The organism is Acidocella facilis ATCC 35904, assembly GCF_000687875.1.
GTDB lineage: Bacteria > Pseudomonadota > Alphaproteobacteria > Acetobacterales > Acetobacteraceae > Acidocella > Acidocella facilis.
The window spans coordinates 106,598-121,489 of record NZ_JHYG01000008.1; the positions used below are offsets into that span (position 1 = coordinate 106,598).

At 66.5% G+C, this 14,892-nt stretch carries 15 protein-coding genes; all 15 read right to left on the reverse strand.

Annotation, left to right across the window (positions count from 1 at the left end; all coding sequences use genetic code 11):
* Window positions 1-117: 117 nt before the first annotated feature.
* The 15 genes from T331_RS0112085 to T331_RS0112155 all read right to left on the reverse strand — a co-directional run bounded on the left by T331_RS0112085 (window position 118) and on the right by T331_RS0112155 (window position 14,846).
* Entirely contained in the window at window positions 118-1,050 is a 933-nt protein-coding gene (locus tag T331_RS0112085; RefSeq protein ID WP_026440196.1) for a carbohydrate kinase family protein, read from the reverse strand.
* A gap of 15 nt (window positions 1,051-1,065) precedes the next feature.
* Window positions 1,066-2,322 carry an ROK family transcriptional regulator gene (locus T331_RS0112090; protein WP_026440197.1) on the reverse strand — a complete coding sequence of 419 codons (1,257 nt, stop codon included), beginning with the start codon at window positions 2,320-2,322 and terminating at the stop codon, window positions 1,066-1,068.
* Window positions 2,322-3,764, reverse strand: coding sequence for a xylulokinase (gene xylB / locus T331_RS0112095; RefSeq protein WP_026440198.1), 1,443 nt, complete (start codon window positions 3,762-3,764; stop codon window positions 2,322-2,324). Before xylB ends, T331_RS0112090 begins: the two co-directional genes overlap by 1 nt.
* Window positions 3,764-5,140, reverse strand: coding sequence for a D-arabinitol 4-dehydrogenase (dalD, locus tag T331_RS0112100; protein WP_026440199.1), 1,377 nt, complete (start codon window positions 5,138-5,140; stop codon window positions 3,764-3,766). Before dalD ends, xylB begins: the two co-directional genes overlap by 1 nt.
* A gap of 11 nt (window positions 5,141-5,151) precedes the next feature.
* Window positions 5,152-6,231 (reverse strand): ABC transporter ATP-binding protein, encoded by a 1,080-nt coding sequence (locus T331_RS0112105; RefSeq protein ID WP_026440200.1) that lies wholly within the window; start codon window positions 6,229-6,231, stop codon window positions 5,152-5,154.
* Between the two features lie 12 nt (window positions 6,232-6,243).
* Window positions 6,244-7,065: a carbohydrate ABC transporter permease gene (locus T331_RS0112110; RefSeq protein ID WP_008493709.1), complete on the reverse strand. Its 822-nt coding sequence runs from the start codon at window positions 7,063-7,065 to the stop codon at window positions 6,244-6,246.
* A gap of 12 nt (window positions 7,066-7,077) precedes the next feature.
* Window positions 7,078-7,950, reverse strand: a complete 873-nt coding sequence (locus tag T331_RS0112115) for a carbohydrate ABC transporter permease (protein ID WP_244876953.1) — start codon at window positions 7,948-7,950, stop codon at window positions 7,078-7,080.
* 73 nt (window positions 7,951-8,023) lie between these two features.
* Window positions 8,024-9,334, reverse strand: a complete 1,311-nt coding sequence (locus T331_RS0112120) for an ABC transporter substrate-binding protein (RefSeq protein WP_026440202.1) — start codon at window positions 9,332-9,334, stop codon at window positions 8,024-8,026.
* 144 nt (window positions 9,335-9,478) lie between these two features.
* Window positions 9,479-10,312 (reverse strand): NAD-dependent protein deacetylase, encoded by an 834-nt coding sequence (locus T331_RS18260; RefSeq protein WP_035180049.1) that lies wholly within the window; start codon window positions 10,310-10,312, stop codon window positions 9,479-9,481.
* A 62-nt stretch (window positions 10,313-10,374) separates the two neighbouring features.
* A complete protein-coding gene (locus T331_RS0112130) occupies window positions 10,375-10,617 on the reverse strand; it encodes a hypothetical protein (protein ID WP_026440203.1) in 243 nt (80 codons plus the stop codon).
* 45 nt (window positions 10,618-10,662) lie between these two features.
* The gene (locus T331_RS0112135) at window positions 10,663-11,457 is read right to left on the reverse strand and encodes a sulfite exporter TauE/SafE family protein (protein ID WP_026440204.1); all 795 of its coding nucleotides are present in this window, start codon (window positions 11,455-11,457) and stop codon (window positions 10,663-10,665) included.
* A 12-nt stretch (window positions 11,458-11,469) separates the two neighbouring features.
* Window positions 11,470-13,062 carry a bifunctional protein tyrosine phosphatase family protein/NAD(P)/FAD-dependent oxidoreductase gene (locus T331_RS0112140; RefSeq protein ID WP_026440205.1) on the reverse strand — a complete coding sequence of 531 codons (1,593 nt, stop codon included), beginning with the start codon at window positions 13,060-13,062 and terminating at the stop codon, window positions 11,470-11,472.
* 4 nt (window positions 13,063-13,066) lie between these two features.
* Entirely contained in the window at window positions 13,067-13,510 is a 444-nt protein-coding gene (locus T331_RS0112145; RefSeq protein WP_026440206.1) for a DUF6691 family protein, read from the reverse strand.
* Window positions 13,507-13,929, reverse strand: a complete 423-nt coding sequence (locus tag T331_RS0112150) for a YeeE/YedE family protein (protein ID WP_026440207.1) — start codon at window positions 13,927-13,929, stop codon at window positions 13,507-13,509. The genes T331_RS0112145 and T331_RS0112150 overlap by 4 nt, the downstream gene beginning before the upstream one ends.
* The gene (locus tag T331_RS0112155) at window positions 13,929-14,846 is read right to left on the reverse strand and encodes an MBL fold metallo-hydrolase (protein ID WP_026440208.1); all 918 of its coding nucleotides are present in this window, start codon (window positions 14,844-14,846) and stop codon (window positions 13,929-13,931) included. The genes T331_RS0112150 and T331_RS0112155 overlap by 1 nt, the downstream gene beginning before the upstream one ends.
* Window positions 14,847-14,892 lie beyond the last annotated feature (46 nt).

The following is a 14,892-nucleotide window of genomic DNA, read 5'->3' on the forward strand; positions in this document are numbered from 1 at the left end:
TTTTTCAAAAAAGCGGCGAAAACGTTCGGGGTGGTGACGACAATGTTGCCAACCCCCAGCGTTTGTGGGGACTTTTTGAAAAAAGCCCCCACACCCCCAAAAACTTTTATAACTTATTCAAATTTTTTGCAGGGCGGCCAGCACCTCAGCCCGCCCCGGCAAATCCGCCCCGGCGCGCTGGCAGGTCAGCGCCCCGGTCACGATCGCCTGGCGCAGCGCCGCCTCCGGCAAAATTTCCAGCCCGTCCCGGCTCAGTTGCCCGGCCGCCGCCAGCCCCTCCAGCAGCCCAGCCTGGAACGCATCCCCCGCCCCCACCGCATCCACCATGCTAATCGCCGGCGCCGGCAGCGCCATCTCGCCGGCCTTGGTAAAGGCCACGGCCCCTTGCTCGCTGCGCGTCACCACCACCAAAGCCGGGCGCCGCGCCAGCCAGCCGCGCGCCAGCGCCAACGGATCCTCGCCGGGATAAAGCAGCCCCAGATCCTCCTGCGACACCTTCACCATATCCGCCACTTGCAGCCACTCACCCAGGCTGGCGCGCCAGACGCCCATATCCGGCTCCACCGTCGGCCGCACATTCGGATCATAGGAAATCACCCTCTGCCCCGCCTGGGCGCGGGCAAAGCCCAGCAGCGTCGCCCCGCAAGGCTGCACCACCAGCGAGAAGGAGCCGAAATGCAGCGCGCGCACCTGCGCCGGCAGGTCCGGCAGATCCGCCGGCTCCAACAGCCGGTCCGCCATGCCGGCGCCATAAAAGGCGTAATGCGGCGAGCCCTGCGCATCGAGCTCCACCAGGCTCAACGTGGTCAGCGCCTCCTTGTCCGGGGAGAAGCGCATCTCCACCCCCTCGCCCGCCAGCGCGGCGCGCAGGCTCTGGCCCATCGGCCCGCTGGAGAAGCCGCCGAAAAACCCCACCTTCGCCCCCAGCCGCGCCAGCCCGAGCGCCACATTATAGGGTGAGCCGCCGCGATAAGCCTGCATCTGCAAGGCCGCCCCGGCCTCGCCACGCGGGAAAATATCGTACAAAGCTTCACCACAGACCAGAAACATCGTCTCTCCTTACCATCACGCGGCCGCCGGGCCGGAGCCCAGCAGCGGCTTCGCCTCGGCGCTGAATTTGCGCGCCAGAACCTCATTATTCGGCGCGAAATGGGCATAAAACGGCAGCAGCGCGGCGCCGATGGCCGGCCCATCCGGCCCCAGCCCGCCCTGGCGCAACACCGGCATCATCAACCCGCTCGGCACCAGCCGCGCCAGCGCCGCGCCCACCAGCGCCACGATCCTCGCCAGCGGCGCCGGCGGCAAAATCCCATCAATCACAATCGCCTCGACATCCACCACCGAGAGCGCGCCGATGATCGCCTGCGCCAGCGCCGCCGCGCAATCATCCTCCCACTGCCCCAGCCAGGGCTGCGCCGCCTCGCCCAGACCGGCGAGATCGCCGATCCGGTCGATCGCCACCCCGTTTGCCCGCAAATGCCGCAGCAGCACATAGATCGAGGCGCGATGCTGCAGCAGTTCGAACGGCCCGGCGGGTGGAACTGCCCCCGGCAGGGTGGAGGCGGAGACGGGGAAGGTGTTGAAGGCGGCGGCATTGCCATTCGGCCCGGTTTCCAGATTGCCGCCCAGCACCAGCCCGCCGCCGATGATGGTGCCGAGATAGAGATAGATGAAATTGCGCTCCGCCATCCCCTGGCCGCGCACCAGCTGGGCGGTGGCGGCGGCGGAGGCGTCATTCTCGAAAAACACCTCGCGCCTTGTCTGCGCCATCAGGAAACGGGGGAAGTTGAAATCCCGCCAGCCTTGCGCCAGCGCGGCGGGGAAGCCCAGCTCCTCCTGCCAGTTATCCAGGAAATAGGGCATGGTGACGCCCACCCCCAGCAGCCGGGCGCGCTGGCGCGGGGCGAGGGAGGCTTCCAGCGTGGCGATGGCCTCCAGCGCCAGGTTGGGGACGGTCTCCGGCGCGGGGTAAGGATATTCATGCTCGACCTGGCGCAGCACCTTGCCGGAGAGATCCACCAGCACCGCCTGGATCGCCCGCCGCCCGACATGCAGCCCGATGGAAAAGGCCCGCTCGGGATTGGCCTCATACAGCACCGAGGGCTGGCCGATCTGCCCGGTGCGCTTGCCCGCCTGCACCAGATAGCCAGCCTTGTGCAGCGCATCGACAATCCCCGCCACCGCCTGCGGGGTGAGGTTGGCGCCACGCGCGATCTCGGCCTTCGAGGCCTGGCCGAGCCGGCGGATCGCCTCCAGCACCACCCGCTCGTTGTAATGCCGGATCTGCATGGCATTGCTGCCTTGGCGGGAGGCGGCGGCCATCACAGCCCCGATGCCGCGAAGGCAGCGCGAAAGCGCTGATAGCGGGCCTTATTCAACCCGGCCTGGGGGCTGAAAACCTCGCGCACGGCCGGCGCGCGGCAGACTTCCGCCTCCTCGCCGCCATCGGCCAGCCAGGCCAGACGCGCCGCCCCCAGCGCCCCCGCCGCCGCGCCGCCCTCGGCCAGCTGCAAGGGCACGCCCAAAATATCGGCCAGCATCTGGTTCCAGAGCCCGCTGCGGCTGCCACCGCCGACCAGCAGCAGCCCCTGCGCCCCGGCGCCCTCGCCCAGCGCCAGCAACCCGTCCCGCAGCCCGAACGCCACCCCCTCCAGCACCGCGTAACCCAGCGCGGCGGCGCCGTGATCCTGCCCCAGCCCGAGGAAAGCGCCGCGCGCCGTAGCGCTATTATGCGGGGTCCGCTCGCCGGTCAGATACGGCAGAAATAAAGGTACAGCCTCGCGATCCTGCGGTCGCAGCGCTGCGATTTCGGCCAGCAGCGCGGCCTCGTTCGGCTGTCCGGTCAGGCGCGTCACCCAGCGCAAGCTGGCGGCGGCAGAGAGCATCACCGACATCTGGTGCCAGCGCCCCGGCAGCGCATGGCAGAAAGCATGGATGCAGGACGCCGCATTCGGCGCGAACCCGTCGGTGGCGCGGAAAATCACCCCCGAAGTGCCGAGCGAGAGAAACCCCTGCCCCGGCCGCACAATGCCCATGCCAACAGCACTCGCGGCATTATCGCCCGCCCCGCCGGCCACCAGCACATCCGCCCCCATGCCCCAGCGCGCCGCGAGATCAGGCCGCAGCCGGCCGGCGACATCGCTGCCCTCAGCCAGGCCTGGCATCTGCTTGCGGCGCATCCCCGAAGCGGCCAGCAGCTCGTCCGACCAGTCCCGCCGGCCCACATCCAGCCAGAACGTGCCGGACGCGTCGGACATGTCCGAAATCGCCGCCCCGGTCAGGCAGAGCCGCAGATAATCCTTAGGCAGCAGCACCAGCGCGATGCGCGCGAACAGATCCGGCTCGTGCCGCGCCATCCAGAGCAGTTTCGGCGCAGTGAAGCCGGGCATGGCGCGGTTGCCGGTGAGTGCGGAGGCCTGCGGGCAGGCTTCGTCCAGCGCCGCGCATTCAGCGAAGCTGCGGCCATCATTCCACAGGATCGCCGGGCGCAGCGGGCGGTGTGCGGCATCCAGCGCCACCGCGCCATGCATCTGGCCGGAGAGGCCGATGCCGCGTACCGCGCGCATCGCCGCCGGTTCGCGTTCGGCCAGCTCGTCCAGCGCCGAGAGCAACGCCGCCTCCCAGTCCGCCGGGTCCTGCTCGGACCAGAGCGGGCGCGGGGTGGAGATTCTCAAGCCCCGCTCCGCCTGCGTCAGCACGCGATGATCCGGCGCCAGCAGCAGCGCCTTCAGCGCCGAGGTGCCGAGATCCAGCCCGAGATACATTACCGGCTGGCGCGCCAGGCAACGGCGCGCTCATACGCGCGGCCAATAGCGGCTTCCAGCCGCGCATCCCCGGCCAGATCGCCGAACAGCACAATGTCGCGGCAGAAGGCCAGCAGCGGCAACGGCCCTTCCAGCATGGCGCGCACGCTGGCCTCATCCATCGCCTGGTCCTGATATTCAAAGGGCAGCTTGCCCGCCGCCCAATCCTGCAGGAACAGGAAGAACAAAGCCGGGATCATCGCCACACTCTCGATCCCCGCCGCGGCGGCGAAGCGCTGGCGGATGGTCGGCGTCACCCAGCCGGGGATTTTCGAATAGCCATCGGCGGCGACGCGCTGGTTGGTGTCGCGGATATAGGCGTTGGAGAAGCGCTCCAGCACCTTGTCGCGATAGGCGGCGAGGTTGATCGGGCTCGGCTCCAGCACCGGCAACACGTCGTTGGTGACGTAATCATAGGCGAAGCCGCGCACATCCTGATCCAGCGTGCCTTCATGGATGAACAGATAGCCCGCCAGCGTGCCGGCCCAGGCGATGGTGGAATGCTGGGCATTGAGCAGGCGGATTTTTGCCTCCTCATAAGGCTGCACCGAAGCCACCAGCTCCGCGCCGACCTTTTCCCAGGCCGGGCGGCCGGCGGCGAAATCATCCTCGATCACCCATTGGATGAAATCCTCACCCATCACCGGGCATTGGTCATTCCCGCCACAGGCGGCGCGCACGCGCTCGGCGACATCCGGCAGCGGGCGCGGGGTGATGCGGTCCACCATGCAGGCCGGGGTGGTGGTGTGGGTCTTCAGCCAGGAGAGCAGCTGCTCATCGCCGCGCCGGTAGAGGAATTCCGCGAAGCCTTCATGAAAGCGCTCGCCATTGCTGCGCAGATTATCGCAGGAGAGCAGCGTCACCTTGCCCGCATCGGCGCGCATGCGCGCATGCAGGATGGCGGCCAGCGCGCCATAGATGGTCAGCATCGTCCCCTGCTCAAGATCGCTGACCAGATCGGCGAAATTCAGATCCAGCTTGTGCTGCGGGGTGAGATAATAGCCGGCCTCGGTGACGGTGAAGGAGATGATCTTCACCTCCGGCCGGGCGCCATAGGCGATGAGGCCGGCCAGCCCCTCCTCCCACGGGATGACATGGCGGATGGATCGGATTTCCTGGTAGGCGCGCACGCCCGCCGGGGTCACGGTCTCGACATGATAGACGCCGTTCTGCGCGATCAGCGCGGCTTCCACCGCCTGCATGTCGGCGCGGATATTGGCCCCGGCCAGCACCCAGCTTTCATCGCCGAGATCGTGCAGCGCCTGGAGATAGACGGCCTGATGCGCCCGGTGGAACGAGCCCAGACCGAGATGCAGAATGACAGAAGGATGGGACATGGGGGTGTCTTTCAGGTGCCCGGAAGGGCGATGGCTTGACCTTGTTCATCGAACAGCGATGCGGCGTGGCCGCGTAGCGCGAAATGCAGCGTCTCGCCAAGCCGCACCGGCGCATCTGAGGAGAGTTTTACCGTCAAAGGCTGCGCGGCGCCGATATCGGCATAAGCGATGGTCTCATTGCCGAGATGCTCCACCACCTCCACCTTGCCCGCCAGCCCGCCTTCCGGCGCCAGCTCGATATGCTCCGGCCGCAGCCCCAGCGTCACCTTCGCCCCCGGCGCCAGGCGCGCCGGCACCGCGAAGCCCGAACCGCCTTCCAGCTTCAACATGCTGGCAGAGCCATCCGTCTGCACCACCTCAGCGCCGATCAAGTTCATCTTCGGCGAGCCGATGAAGCCGGCGACGAAAAGATTGGCCGGGTTGTGATACAGCTCCAGCGGCGTGCCGACCTGCTCGATCCGTCCGGCATTGAACACCACGATGCGATCCGCCAGCGTCATCGCCTCGATCTGGTCGTGGGTGACATAGATCATCGTGCTCTTGAGATCGTTATGCAGCTTGGCGATCTCGATGCGGGTCTGCACCCGCAGCGCCGCATCCAGGTTAGAGAGCGGCTCATCGAACAGAAAGGCTTTCGGCTGGCGCACGATGGCGCGGCCGATGGCGACACGCTGGCGCTGGCCGCCGGAGAGATTGGCGGGCTTGCGATCCAGCAGCGCATCCAGCTGCAAGGTTTTCGCCGCCACCGCGACGCGCGCATCGCGCTCGGCTTTCGGCACCCCGGCCAGGCGCAGCGCGAAGGCCATATTGTCCGCGACATTCATATGCGGATAGAGCGCGTAGCTCTGGAATACCATGGCGAGGCCGCGCTTGTCCGGCGGCACCTGGTTCACCCGCACCCCGTCGATCAGCAGCTCGCCGCCGCTGATCTCCTCCAGCCCCGCGATCATCCGCAAGAGCGTGGATTTGCCGCAGCCCGAGGGGCCGACAAAGACGACGAATTCGCGGTCATTGATGGTGAGGTCAACACCTTTGATGACCTCGACATTGCCGTAGGCTTTGCGAAGATTTTTAAGTTCGAGCGTGCACATCAGCAGAACATCCTATTTCACCGCGCCGAAGGTCAGGCCGCGGACGAGCTGGCGCTGGGTGAGCCAGCCGAAGATCAGAATCGGCGCCACCGCCAGCGTCGAGGCCGCCGAGAGCTTCGCCCAGAACAGCCCCTCGGGGGCGGAGAAGGTGGCGATGAAGGCGGTGAGCGGGGCGGCGTTGGAGGAGGTGAGGTTGAGGCTCCAGAAGGCCTCGTTCCAGGTCAGGATGATCGAGAGCAAGGCGGTGGAGGCGATGCCGGGCCCGGCCAGCGGCAGCAGCACGATGCGCAATTGCGCCAGCGGCCCGGCCCCGTCCATGCGCGAAGCCTCGATGATATCGCCTGGAATTTCCTTGAAGAATGTATAGAGCATCCAAACGATGATCGGCAGGTTGGAGAGCATCATCACCAGCACCAGCCCGGTGAGTGTGTCGAGCAGCCCGCTTTTCTGGCAGATCAGATAGATCGGCATCAGCACCCCCACCGCCGGCATCATCTTGGTGGAGAGCATCCAGAGCAGCAGATCCTTGGTCCAGCGATTGGGAAAGAACGCCATCGCGTAGGCGCCGGGCATCGCGATCAACAGCCCCAGCACGGTCGCCCCCAGCGCGATGCCGACGGAATTGCCGAGCGCGCCGAGATAATCGCCCTCGTGAATGACATGGGTGAAATTGGAGAGGATCGGGTGGAAGATCAGCAGCGGCGGGGAATGCACCGCGTCGATCTCGCTCTTGAACCCGGTCAGCACCATCCAGGCGACGGGGAAGAACATCAGCAACGCCGCCCCCCAGCCCAGCACGAAGACGATCAGTTTTTGCAAAGGTGAAGCTTTCATCTCTGGCTTTCCTTACAGATCGACATTGCGGGCGACGCTGCGGATGAGGAACAGCGCGACGATATTGGCGAGGATGACGGCGATGACACCGCCCGCCGAGGCGCCACCGACATCGAACGCCACCAGCGCTTTCTGATAGATCAGGTAGGTGAGCGTGGTGGTGGCATGGCCCGGCCCGCCGGAGGTGGTGACGAAGATTTCCGCGAACACCGCCAGCAGATAGATCGTCTCCATCATCATCACGATGGTGATCGGCCGGGAGAGATGCGGCAGGATCACGTAGCGCAGAATCTGCGGGCCGCGCGCCCCATCCATCTTCGCCGCCTCGATCTGCTGGCGATCCAGCGACTGCATGGCGGTGAGCAGGATCAGCGTCGCGAACGGCACCCATTCCCAGGAGACGATCATCACCTCGCCGGCCATCGGCGCATGGGTGAACCAGTCCAGCGGGGTGAAGCCCAGGCTGCGGGCGATATAGGCGAAGACGCCGTTCACCGGGTCCATCAGCAGATTTTTCCAGATCAGCGCGGCGACAGTCGGCATCACGAAAAACGGCCCGATGACCAGCAGCCGGGCGATGGCGCGGCCGGGAAATTCCTGGTCATAAAGCACCGCGAAAGCGACCCCCAGCACCAGCGTGATCACCAGCACGGCGGCGACCATCACCAGCTCATTCAGGATGGAGGCGAGAAAGGCCGGGCTTTCGACCAGGAATTTGTAATTGCTCCAGCCGGCGAAGCCGCTGATCGTCGGGTCGACGAGATTATAGCGCTGGAAGGAGAACCACAGCGTCATCGCCAGCGGCACCAGCGCCCAGAGCAGCAGCACGCCCACCGCGGGGGTGAGCAGCGGCCAGGTGCGCATCAGCTTGGCGCGATGCTGCATTTTGGGTTTTGCGTTGGCCATGTCTGGGGTTTCCCTTGCGAGGCGGGCGGCGCGCGGCCGCCCGCATTGGCTTTTACTTCAGATAGCCGGCCTGCTGCATGGCGCTGGTGGTGCTATCCTGCGCGGATTGCAGCGCCGCCTGCACGCTGGTGCCGCCACTCAGCGCCCCGGCGATATCCTGGCCGACCGTGGTGCCGATCTGCTGGAAGGGCGGGATGGTGACGAACTGGATGCCGGTATAGGGCACCGGCAGCAGCGTCGGGTGCTGCGGGTCAACACTCTGCACCGCCGCCAGAACCTGCTTGGCGAAGGGCGCCGCGGCCAGGTAATCCGGGTTCTGGTAGGTGGACATGCGCGTGCCCGGCGGGGCCAGCACCCAGCCATCGGTCTTGCCGACCAGATCGATATATTGCTTGGAGGTCGCCCAGGCGATGAATTCCTTCGCCACCTTCTCCTTCTTCGAGGAGCTGGGCACGGCGAGCGACCAGATCCACTGCCAGGAGGCGCCCTTATCCGTCACCGCGATCGGCGCCTTGGCGAAACCGACCTTGCCGGCGACCTGCGACTGCTTCGGATCCTCCAGCATACCGGCGGCAACCGTGCTATCCACCCAGATGGCGCAATGGCCGGTGGCGAACAGCGCCTCCACCTCGTTGAAGCCATCGGAGGCGGCACCCGGAGGGCCATCCTTCTGCATCAACTTCACGTAATAATTGATCGCGTCTTCCCAGGGCTTGGTGGTGAGCTGGGGTTTCCAGTCCATATCGAACCAGCGGCCGCCATTGCTGTTCACCAGCGTGCCGAGGAAGGCCATGTTCTCACCCCAGCCCGGCTTGCCGCGCAGGCAGATGCCGTATTGCTGCTTGGATTTATCGGTGAGCTTGTCCGCGAACTGCTCGATCTGCGCGTAGGTCGGCTGGTCCGGCATGGTTAGCCCGGCCTTCTCGAACAGATCCTTGCGGTACATGGTGAAGGAGGCCTCGGAATAGAACGGCACCGCATACATGTTGCCATTCACGGTGAGCGCGCTGCGCACCGGGGCCAGCAGGTCGTTATAATCATACGAGGCCGGGAAATCATTCAGCTTGTCCAGCCAGCCGCGCTTGGCCCAGATCGGGGTCTCATAGGCGCCGATGGTGACGACATCGAACTGGCCGCCATGGGTGGCGATGTCCGTGGTCACGCGCTGGCGCAGCACATTCTCTTCCAGCACCACCCATTTCACATGGTTGCCGGTCTCTTTCTCCCAGACTTTGCTGAGTTTCTGCATCACCACCATGTCGTTATTATTGACGGTGGCGACGGTGATGGTGGTCGCCAGCGCGCTGGTGCCGGAAGCGGCCAGCAGCGCCGCCGAGAGGGCAGCGGTGATCTTCAAACGCATGAAAGTCTCCTCCAAGAGAGCGATGTTATTTGTTTGGATGACAAGGCCGGCAAAAAAGCAGGGGTGGGGCTTGGGTCCTCGACTAATTAAATCACTTTGGTTTAATTAGTCGGGCGTCAGCGTCCCTGTCAATAATCTTTACGCTCAGGCTACGGACAGGCGCGGCGGCGGCTGCAATGCGGCCAGTGCCTGCTCGCACGGCGCGTCCAGCTTGAAGGCGAGCAGCGCATCCGCCCTTGTGTGGCCGAGATTCACCGCGGCGATCGGCTTGCCCGCCCGCGATGCCGCCAGGGCGAAGCGAAAGCCGGAATAGACCATGAGGGTGGAGCCGATAATCAGCATCGCATCCGCCTGGGCGAGATGGGTGAGTGCCGCCTGCACCCGGTTCGCCGGCACGGTTTCGCCGTAAAACACCACATCCGGCTTCAGGATGCCGCCGCAGTCCGGGCAGGGCGGCACAAGGAAGCTGGCAAAGGGCGCGCCTTCCAGCGCGGCATCACCATCCGGGGCCTGGGCGGCGTCCAGCCGCGCCCAGGCCGGGTTCAGCCGCTCCAGCTCGCTTTGCAGCGCGGCGCGTTTCCAGAGCCGCGCGCAGCCCATGCAGCGCACCCGGTCCAGCCGCCCGTGCAGATCGATCACATTGCGGCTGCCGGCGGCCTGGTGCAGCCGGTCGACATTCTGGGTGACGAGCTGCGCCACCCTGCCCTGCGCCTCCAGCCGGGCCAAGGCGCGATGCGCCTCGTTGGGCAAGGCCTGGCCGAAGCTGCGCCAGCCGATCAGGCTGCGGGCCCAGTAACGCTGGCGCACCAGCGCGCTGCCCATGAAGGCCTGGTAGGTGACCGGCGGCGGGCGCTTCCACCGCCCATCGCGGTCCCGGTAATCCGGGATGCCGGAATTCGTGCTGCAGCCCGCCCCGGTGATGATGAACAGACGCGGATGCCGGGCGATGAACGCGTCCAACGGCGCAAAAGAGGACATGGCTTAACTATTCCCCATGGCCTTTTGCATCGCAAGGCGCCGCGCGTCAGGCGCGGCCGCCCTCAGATCGTCGTTAAAATCCCGATCTCGATCGCCGCGGCGATGGCCGCCGCGCCGGCGCGGCCGTGCTGGTCATGGGCCTGGGCGAAGGCGATCATCGCCGCGTCGGGGGGATGGGTCCGCAAATGCGCCTCCACCGCGCGGGTGACGTGCTCGGTGAAATCCTCATCCGCGCTGAACGGCGCCAGCCCGCGCGCCAGCTCCGCGGCGATGGAACGGATCATCGTCTCATAAGCGTCTTGCATAAGGCTGTTTACCCGTGGAGCCCCGGCCAGGGGAAGCGGCCAGCCTCAGACCATCTTCAGCAGCGTGGCGCCGCTGCGCCAGAGCATATAGGCGGCGACGACGAAGATCAGCCCGGCGAAGACGCTGGTGAGCTGGCCGCGATTGCCGGCAAGCCGCCGGGCCGCCTTCGCCCCGGCAAAGCCGCCGATGATGCCGCCGAGGATGAAGATCACCGCCAGCCCCCAATCCACCATGCCGGAGGCGGCGTAATTCACCGCCGTGGTCAGCCCGAACGCCGCCACCGCCACCAGCGAGGTGCCGACGGCATTGAGCATCGGCATATGGGTGGAGGCAACCAGCCCGGGGACGATGAGAAACCCGCCGCCAATACCGAAAAACCCTGAAAACACGCCTGTGCCCAGGCCAAAGCCCAGAACCTTCGGCGCGTTCTCGCGGTTGCATTGCGCGCCGGGAATGCCCTGGTCGTGGCGGCCGCGCAGCATCACGATGCCGATCAGAACCATCAGCAGCGCGAACAGGAAGAGCAGCTTCTGCCCATCGATCGCCTTGCCCAGCGAGGAGCCAGCAAACGCCCCGGCGATCCCCGCCACCGCATACATACCGCCGCAACGCCATTTCACCGTCTGGGCGCGGGCATGGTTGGCCAGGCCGGTGAGCGCATTCGCCGCCACCGCCAGGGCGCTGGTGCCGATCGCCACATGCGCGTTCGGCACCCCGACCAGATAGACCATCAGCGGCACCGCCAGAATCGAGCCGCCGCCGCCGACCAGCCCGAGCGTGAAGCCGACCACGCCGCCACTGCCCGCCCCCAACGCATATTGCAGCATATCGAGTGACATCGCCCCGCCCCCTCAGTTCTGCACGGCGCTGAGCGGCTTGGGGGCCGCCAGCCATTCCCTTCCCTTCAGCATGTCGTGCCAGTACAGCGTCGGCAAAATGCGGTCCTTCAGGAACCAGGCGGCGCGGGTGGGCCTGGTGCCGTCCACCACCCAGCGCGGGAAGGTCGGCGTTACCTTGCCGCCATAGCTGAACTCCGCCAGCACGATGCGCCCGCGCTCCACCGTCAGCGGGCAGCTGCCATAGCCGAGATAGGCGCCCGCCATCTCCTTGCCGGCGAGTTGCGCCAGCACGTTCACCGCCACCACCGGCGCCTGCTGGCGCACCGCCGCGGCGGTTTTGGCATTCGGCGCGGCGCAGCCATCACCCAGCGCGAACACGTTGGGAAAGTCCGGATGCTGCAACGTTGTCTCATTCACCGCGACGAAGCCGCTCGGCCCCGCCAGCTTGCTGCTGCGCACGCAATCCGGCGCCACTTGCGGGGGGACGGCGTGCAGCATGTCGAACTCACGCTCGATGGTCTCCACCCCGTCCGGCGTCTTGCGCTCGAACCGGGCGAGGCGCGCGCGCCCATCCACCGCCACCAGCCTGCTTTCGAAATTCAATTCGATGCCGTAGCGCTGCACATAGCTCATCAGCGCCGGCACATAGGCGGGCACGCCGAACAGCACCCCCCCGGCATTGTGGAATTCCACCTGGATGCCGGAGAGATGCCCGGCCTTCAGCCAGCGGTCGCAGCTCAGATACATCGCCTTCTGCGGCGCCCCGGCGCATTTGATCGGCATTGGCGGCTGGGTGAACAAAGCCCGGCCGGATGTCAGCTCGGCGGAGAGCCGGTTGGTGTAAGGCGCGAGGTCGAACCGGTAATTCGAGGTGACACCGTTGCAGCCCAGCGCCTCCTGCAAGCCGGGGATCTGCTCCCAGGCCAGGCGCAGCCCCGGGGCGACCACCAGCGCGCGATAGGCGACATCGCCGCCATCGCCGAGGATCACCCGGTTCTCCTCCGGCGCGAAGCCGGAGACGCTGGCGCGCAGCCATTGCACGCCTTTGGGCATCACCTGCGCCATCGGCCGGCAGGTGGCCTGGGGCTGGAACACCCCTGCCCCCACCAGCGTCCAGCCCGGCTGGTAATAATGCACATCCATCGGCTCGATGACGGCGATGGAGAGGCCGCTTTTGCGTTTCAGCAGGCTGGCGGCGGTGGCGATGCCGCCGGAGCCGCCGCCGACGATGACGACATCATAAATCTTGGCGCTGCACGGGCTGGGGGTGGCCTGCTGCCGGGACACGGCGAGATACAGCGTCTCCGCCCGTGCGCCGGAGCGGCAATAGCCCAGCACCGGCCCGGGCAGGCTGGCCAGGGCCCGCGCCATCTTGCCGACATCCTCGGCACCGACCGCGCGCGAGGCCACCGGCACAAACGCAAAGCCGAGCCCGGCCTTGGCGCAGGCCGCCTCGATCTCGGCGGCGCTGGGCTGGTTGGCATCCTCGCCATCCGGGCGGGTGCAGATGACGGTTTTGAAGCCCTGATCCGCCACCGCTTGCAGCTCTTGCGGCTGCAGCTGCGGGGTTACGGAAAAATCCGCTGTAACCGGCCTGATCTCCATCGTCTCAACGCCCCTTGCTGCCCGGCATGTTGGCCTGCCGGCTTATGGTCAGTTTAAAAATTCCCATGCCGGCGACCATCGCCAGCACGAACAGGCCAGCCCGCGCCGGGGCGAAAGCGAGGTCCGCCAGGCCAGGCCCGGGGCAGAGCCCGGCAATGCCCCAGCCAATGCCGAACAAGGCCGCACCGCCCAGCAGCTTCGCATCCAGCCCGGAAGTGCCGGGCAGGCTGAACGAGGCCGCCGCCAGCGGCGCGCGCAGTCTGCGCTGCACCCGCCAGGCCAGCGCCATCGGCAGCAAGGCGCCGCCCATCACGAAGGCCAGCGTCGGGTTCCAGGCGCCGAAAATATCCAGAAAGCCGCGCACCTTGGCCGGATCGCACATGCCAGAGAGCGCCAGCCCGGCGCCGAACAGCAGCCCGGCGAACAGCGCGAGAGAGATCTGCCTCATGACAACCCCACCAGACGCATGACCGCCACGGTGACAATACCGCTGCCCATGAAACAAAATGTCGCGGCGATGGAGCGCGGGGAGAGGCGCGACATGCCGCACACCCCATGCCCGCTGGTGCAGCCCGAGCCCAGCCTGGTGCCGAACCCGACCACCAGCCCGGCCACCAGCAGCGCCCCGGCGGAGGGAAAGCGCAAGACCGGCGCCCCGAACACCGCGCTCAGCGCCAACGCCCCCAGCGGCAGGCCGAGGATGAAGGCCCAGGCCACCCCGGCGGGCGCGCCGGCCTCGGCCAGCCCCACCGCGCGGGCGCTCAGCCCGCTCACCCCGGCGATCCGCCCCAGCCCCAGCAGCATCAACGCAGCCGCGCCGCCAATCATCAGCCCGCCCAGCAGGCCAAACAGCCAGACCTGCGGCATCAGACGGAATCCAGCGGGATTTTGAGATAGCGTACGCCGTTCTCTTCCGGCGGCGGCAGATGCCCGCCACGCATATTCACCTGCACCGAGGGCAGGATCAGCCGCGGCATCGCCAGCGTCGCGTCCCGCGCCTCGCGCATTTTCACGAACTCATCCTCGGAAATCCCGTCGCGCACATGGATGTTACCGACCCGCTCGGCACCCACGCTGGTCTCCCAGGCATAGGTCTCGCGCCCCGGCGCCTTGTAGTCATGGCAGAGGAACACACGGGTCCGCTCGGGCAGCGCCAGCAGCCGGCGGATGGAGCGGAAAAGCTGGCGCGCATCGCCACCGGGGAAATCGGCGCGAGCGGTGCCGTAATCGGGCATGAACAAGGTATCGCCGCAGAAGATCGCATCGCCGATCACATAGGCCAGATCCGCCGGGGTGTGGCCGGGCACATGCAGCACCATCGCCTCCAGCCCGCCGATCCTGAAGCTGTCGCCATCCTTGAACAGCTGGTCGAAATCCGAGCCGTCGCGCTGAAATTCCGTGCCGGCATTGAATAACTTGCCGAAAATAGTCTGCACCGCGACGATCTCGGCGCCGATGGCGAGCTTGCCGCCGAGCTTGCCCTGCAGATAGGGCGCGGCGGAGAGATGATCCGCATGGGCATGGGTTTCCAGCAGCCATTCGACGCTGAGCCCTTCCGCCTGGACATAGGCGATGATGGCGTCCGCCGAGGCAAAGGAGGTGCGCCCAGCGGCGGGGTCGTAATCCAGCACGCTGTCGATGATCGCGGCACGCCGGGTCGCCGGGTCATGCACCACATAGCTCACCGTGAAGGTCGGCTCGTCGAAAAACGCCTTCACCGGCACCGATCCGGCCGGGTGGGCGGCGATCAAGGCGCAGGCGCGATCGAAGGCAGGGTCTGACATCTAGGTTGCCTTTAATTATAATTTACGTTAAATACGTAAATATGAA

Excerpts from the sequence above, each read along its gene's own strand:
- T331_RS0112140 (WP_026440205.1), bottom strand. The coding sequence starts at position 13,062 with ATGGAGATCAGGCCGGTTACAGCGGATTTTTCCGTAACCCCGCAGCTG.
- T331_RS0112085 (WP_026440196.1), bottom strand. The coding sequence starts at position 1,050 with ATGTTTCTGGTCTGTGGTGAAGCTTTGTACGATATTTTCCCGCGTGGC.
- T331_RS0112145 (WP_026440206.1), bottom strand. The coding sequence starts at position 13,510 with ATGAGGCAGATCTCTCTCGCGCTGTTCGCCGGGCTGCTGTTCGGCGCC.
- dalD (WP_026440199.1), bottom strand. The coding sequence starts at position 5,140 with ATGTCCCATCCTTCTGTCATTCTGCATCTCGGTCTGGGCTCGTTCCAC.
- T331_RS0112120 (WP_026440202.1), bottom strand. The coding sequence starts at position 9,334 with ATGCGTTTGAAGATCACCGCTGCCCTCTCGGCGGCGCTGCTGGCCGCT.
- T331_RS0112090 (WP_026440197.1), bottom strand. The coding sequence starts at position 2,322 with ATGGCCGCCGCCTCCCGCCAAGGCAGCAATGCCATGCAGATCCGGCAT.
- T331_RS0112135 (WP_026440204.1), bottom strand. The coding sequence starts at position 11,457 with ATGTCACTCGATATGCTGCAATATGCGTTGGGGGCGGGCAGTGGCGGC.
- T331_RS0112105 (WP_026440200.1), bottom strand. The coding sequence starts at position 6,231 with ATGTGCACGCTCGAACTTAAAAATCTTCGCAAAGCCTACGGCAATGTC.
- T331_RS0112130 (WP_026440203.1), bottom strand. The coding sequence starts at position 10,617 with ATGCAAGACGCTTATGAGACGATGATCCGTTCCATCGCCGCGGAGCTG.
- T331_RS0112150 (WP_026440207.1), bottom strand. The coding sequence starts at position 13,929 with ATGCCGCAGGTCTGGCTGTTTGGCCTGCTGGGCGGGCTGATGATTGGC.
- T331_RS0112110 (WP_008493709.1), bottom strand. The coding sequence starts at position 7,065 with ATGAAAGCTTCACCTTTGCAAAAACTGATCGTCTTCGTGCTGGGCTGG.
- xylB (WP_026440198.1), bottom strand. The coding sequence starts at position 3,764 with ATGTATCTCGGGCTGGATCTCGGCACCTCGGCGCTGAAGGCGCTGCTG.
- T331_RS0112115 (WP_244876953.1), bottom strand. The coding sequence starts at position 7,950 with ATGCAGCATCGCGCCAAGCTGATGCGCACCTGGCCGCTGCTCACCCCC.
- T331_RS18260 (WP_035180049.1), bottom strand. The coding sequence starts at position 10,312 with ATGTCCTCTTTTGCGCCGTTGGACGCGTTCATCGCCCGGCATCCGCGT.
- T331_RS0112155 (WP_026440208.1), bottom strand. The coding sequence starts at position 14,846 with ATGTCAGACCCTGCCTTCGATCGCGCCTGCGCCTTGATCGCCGCCCAC.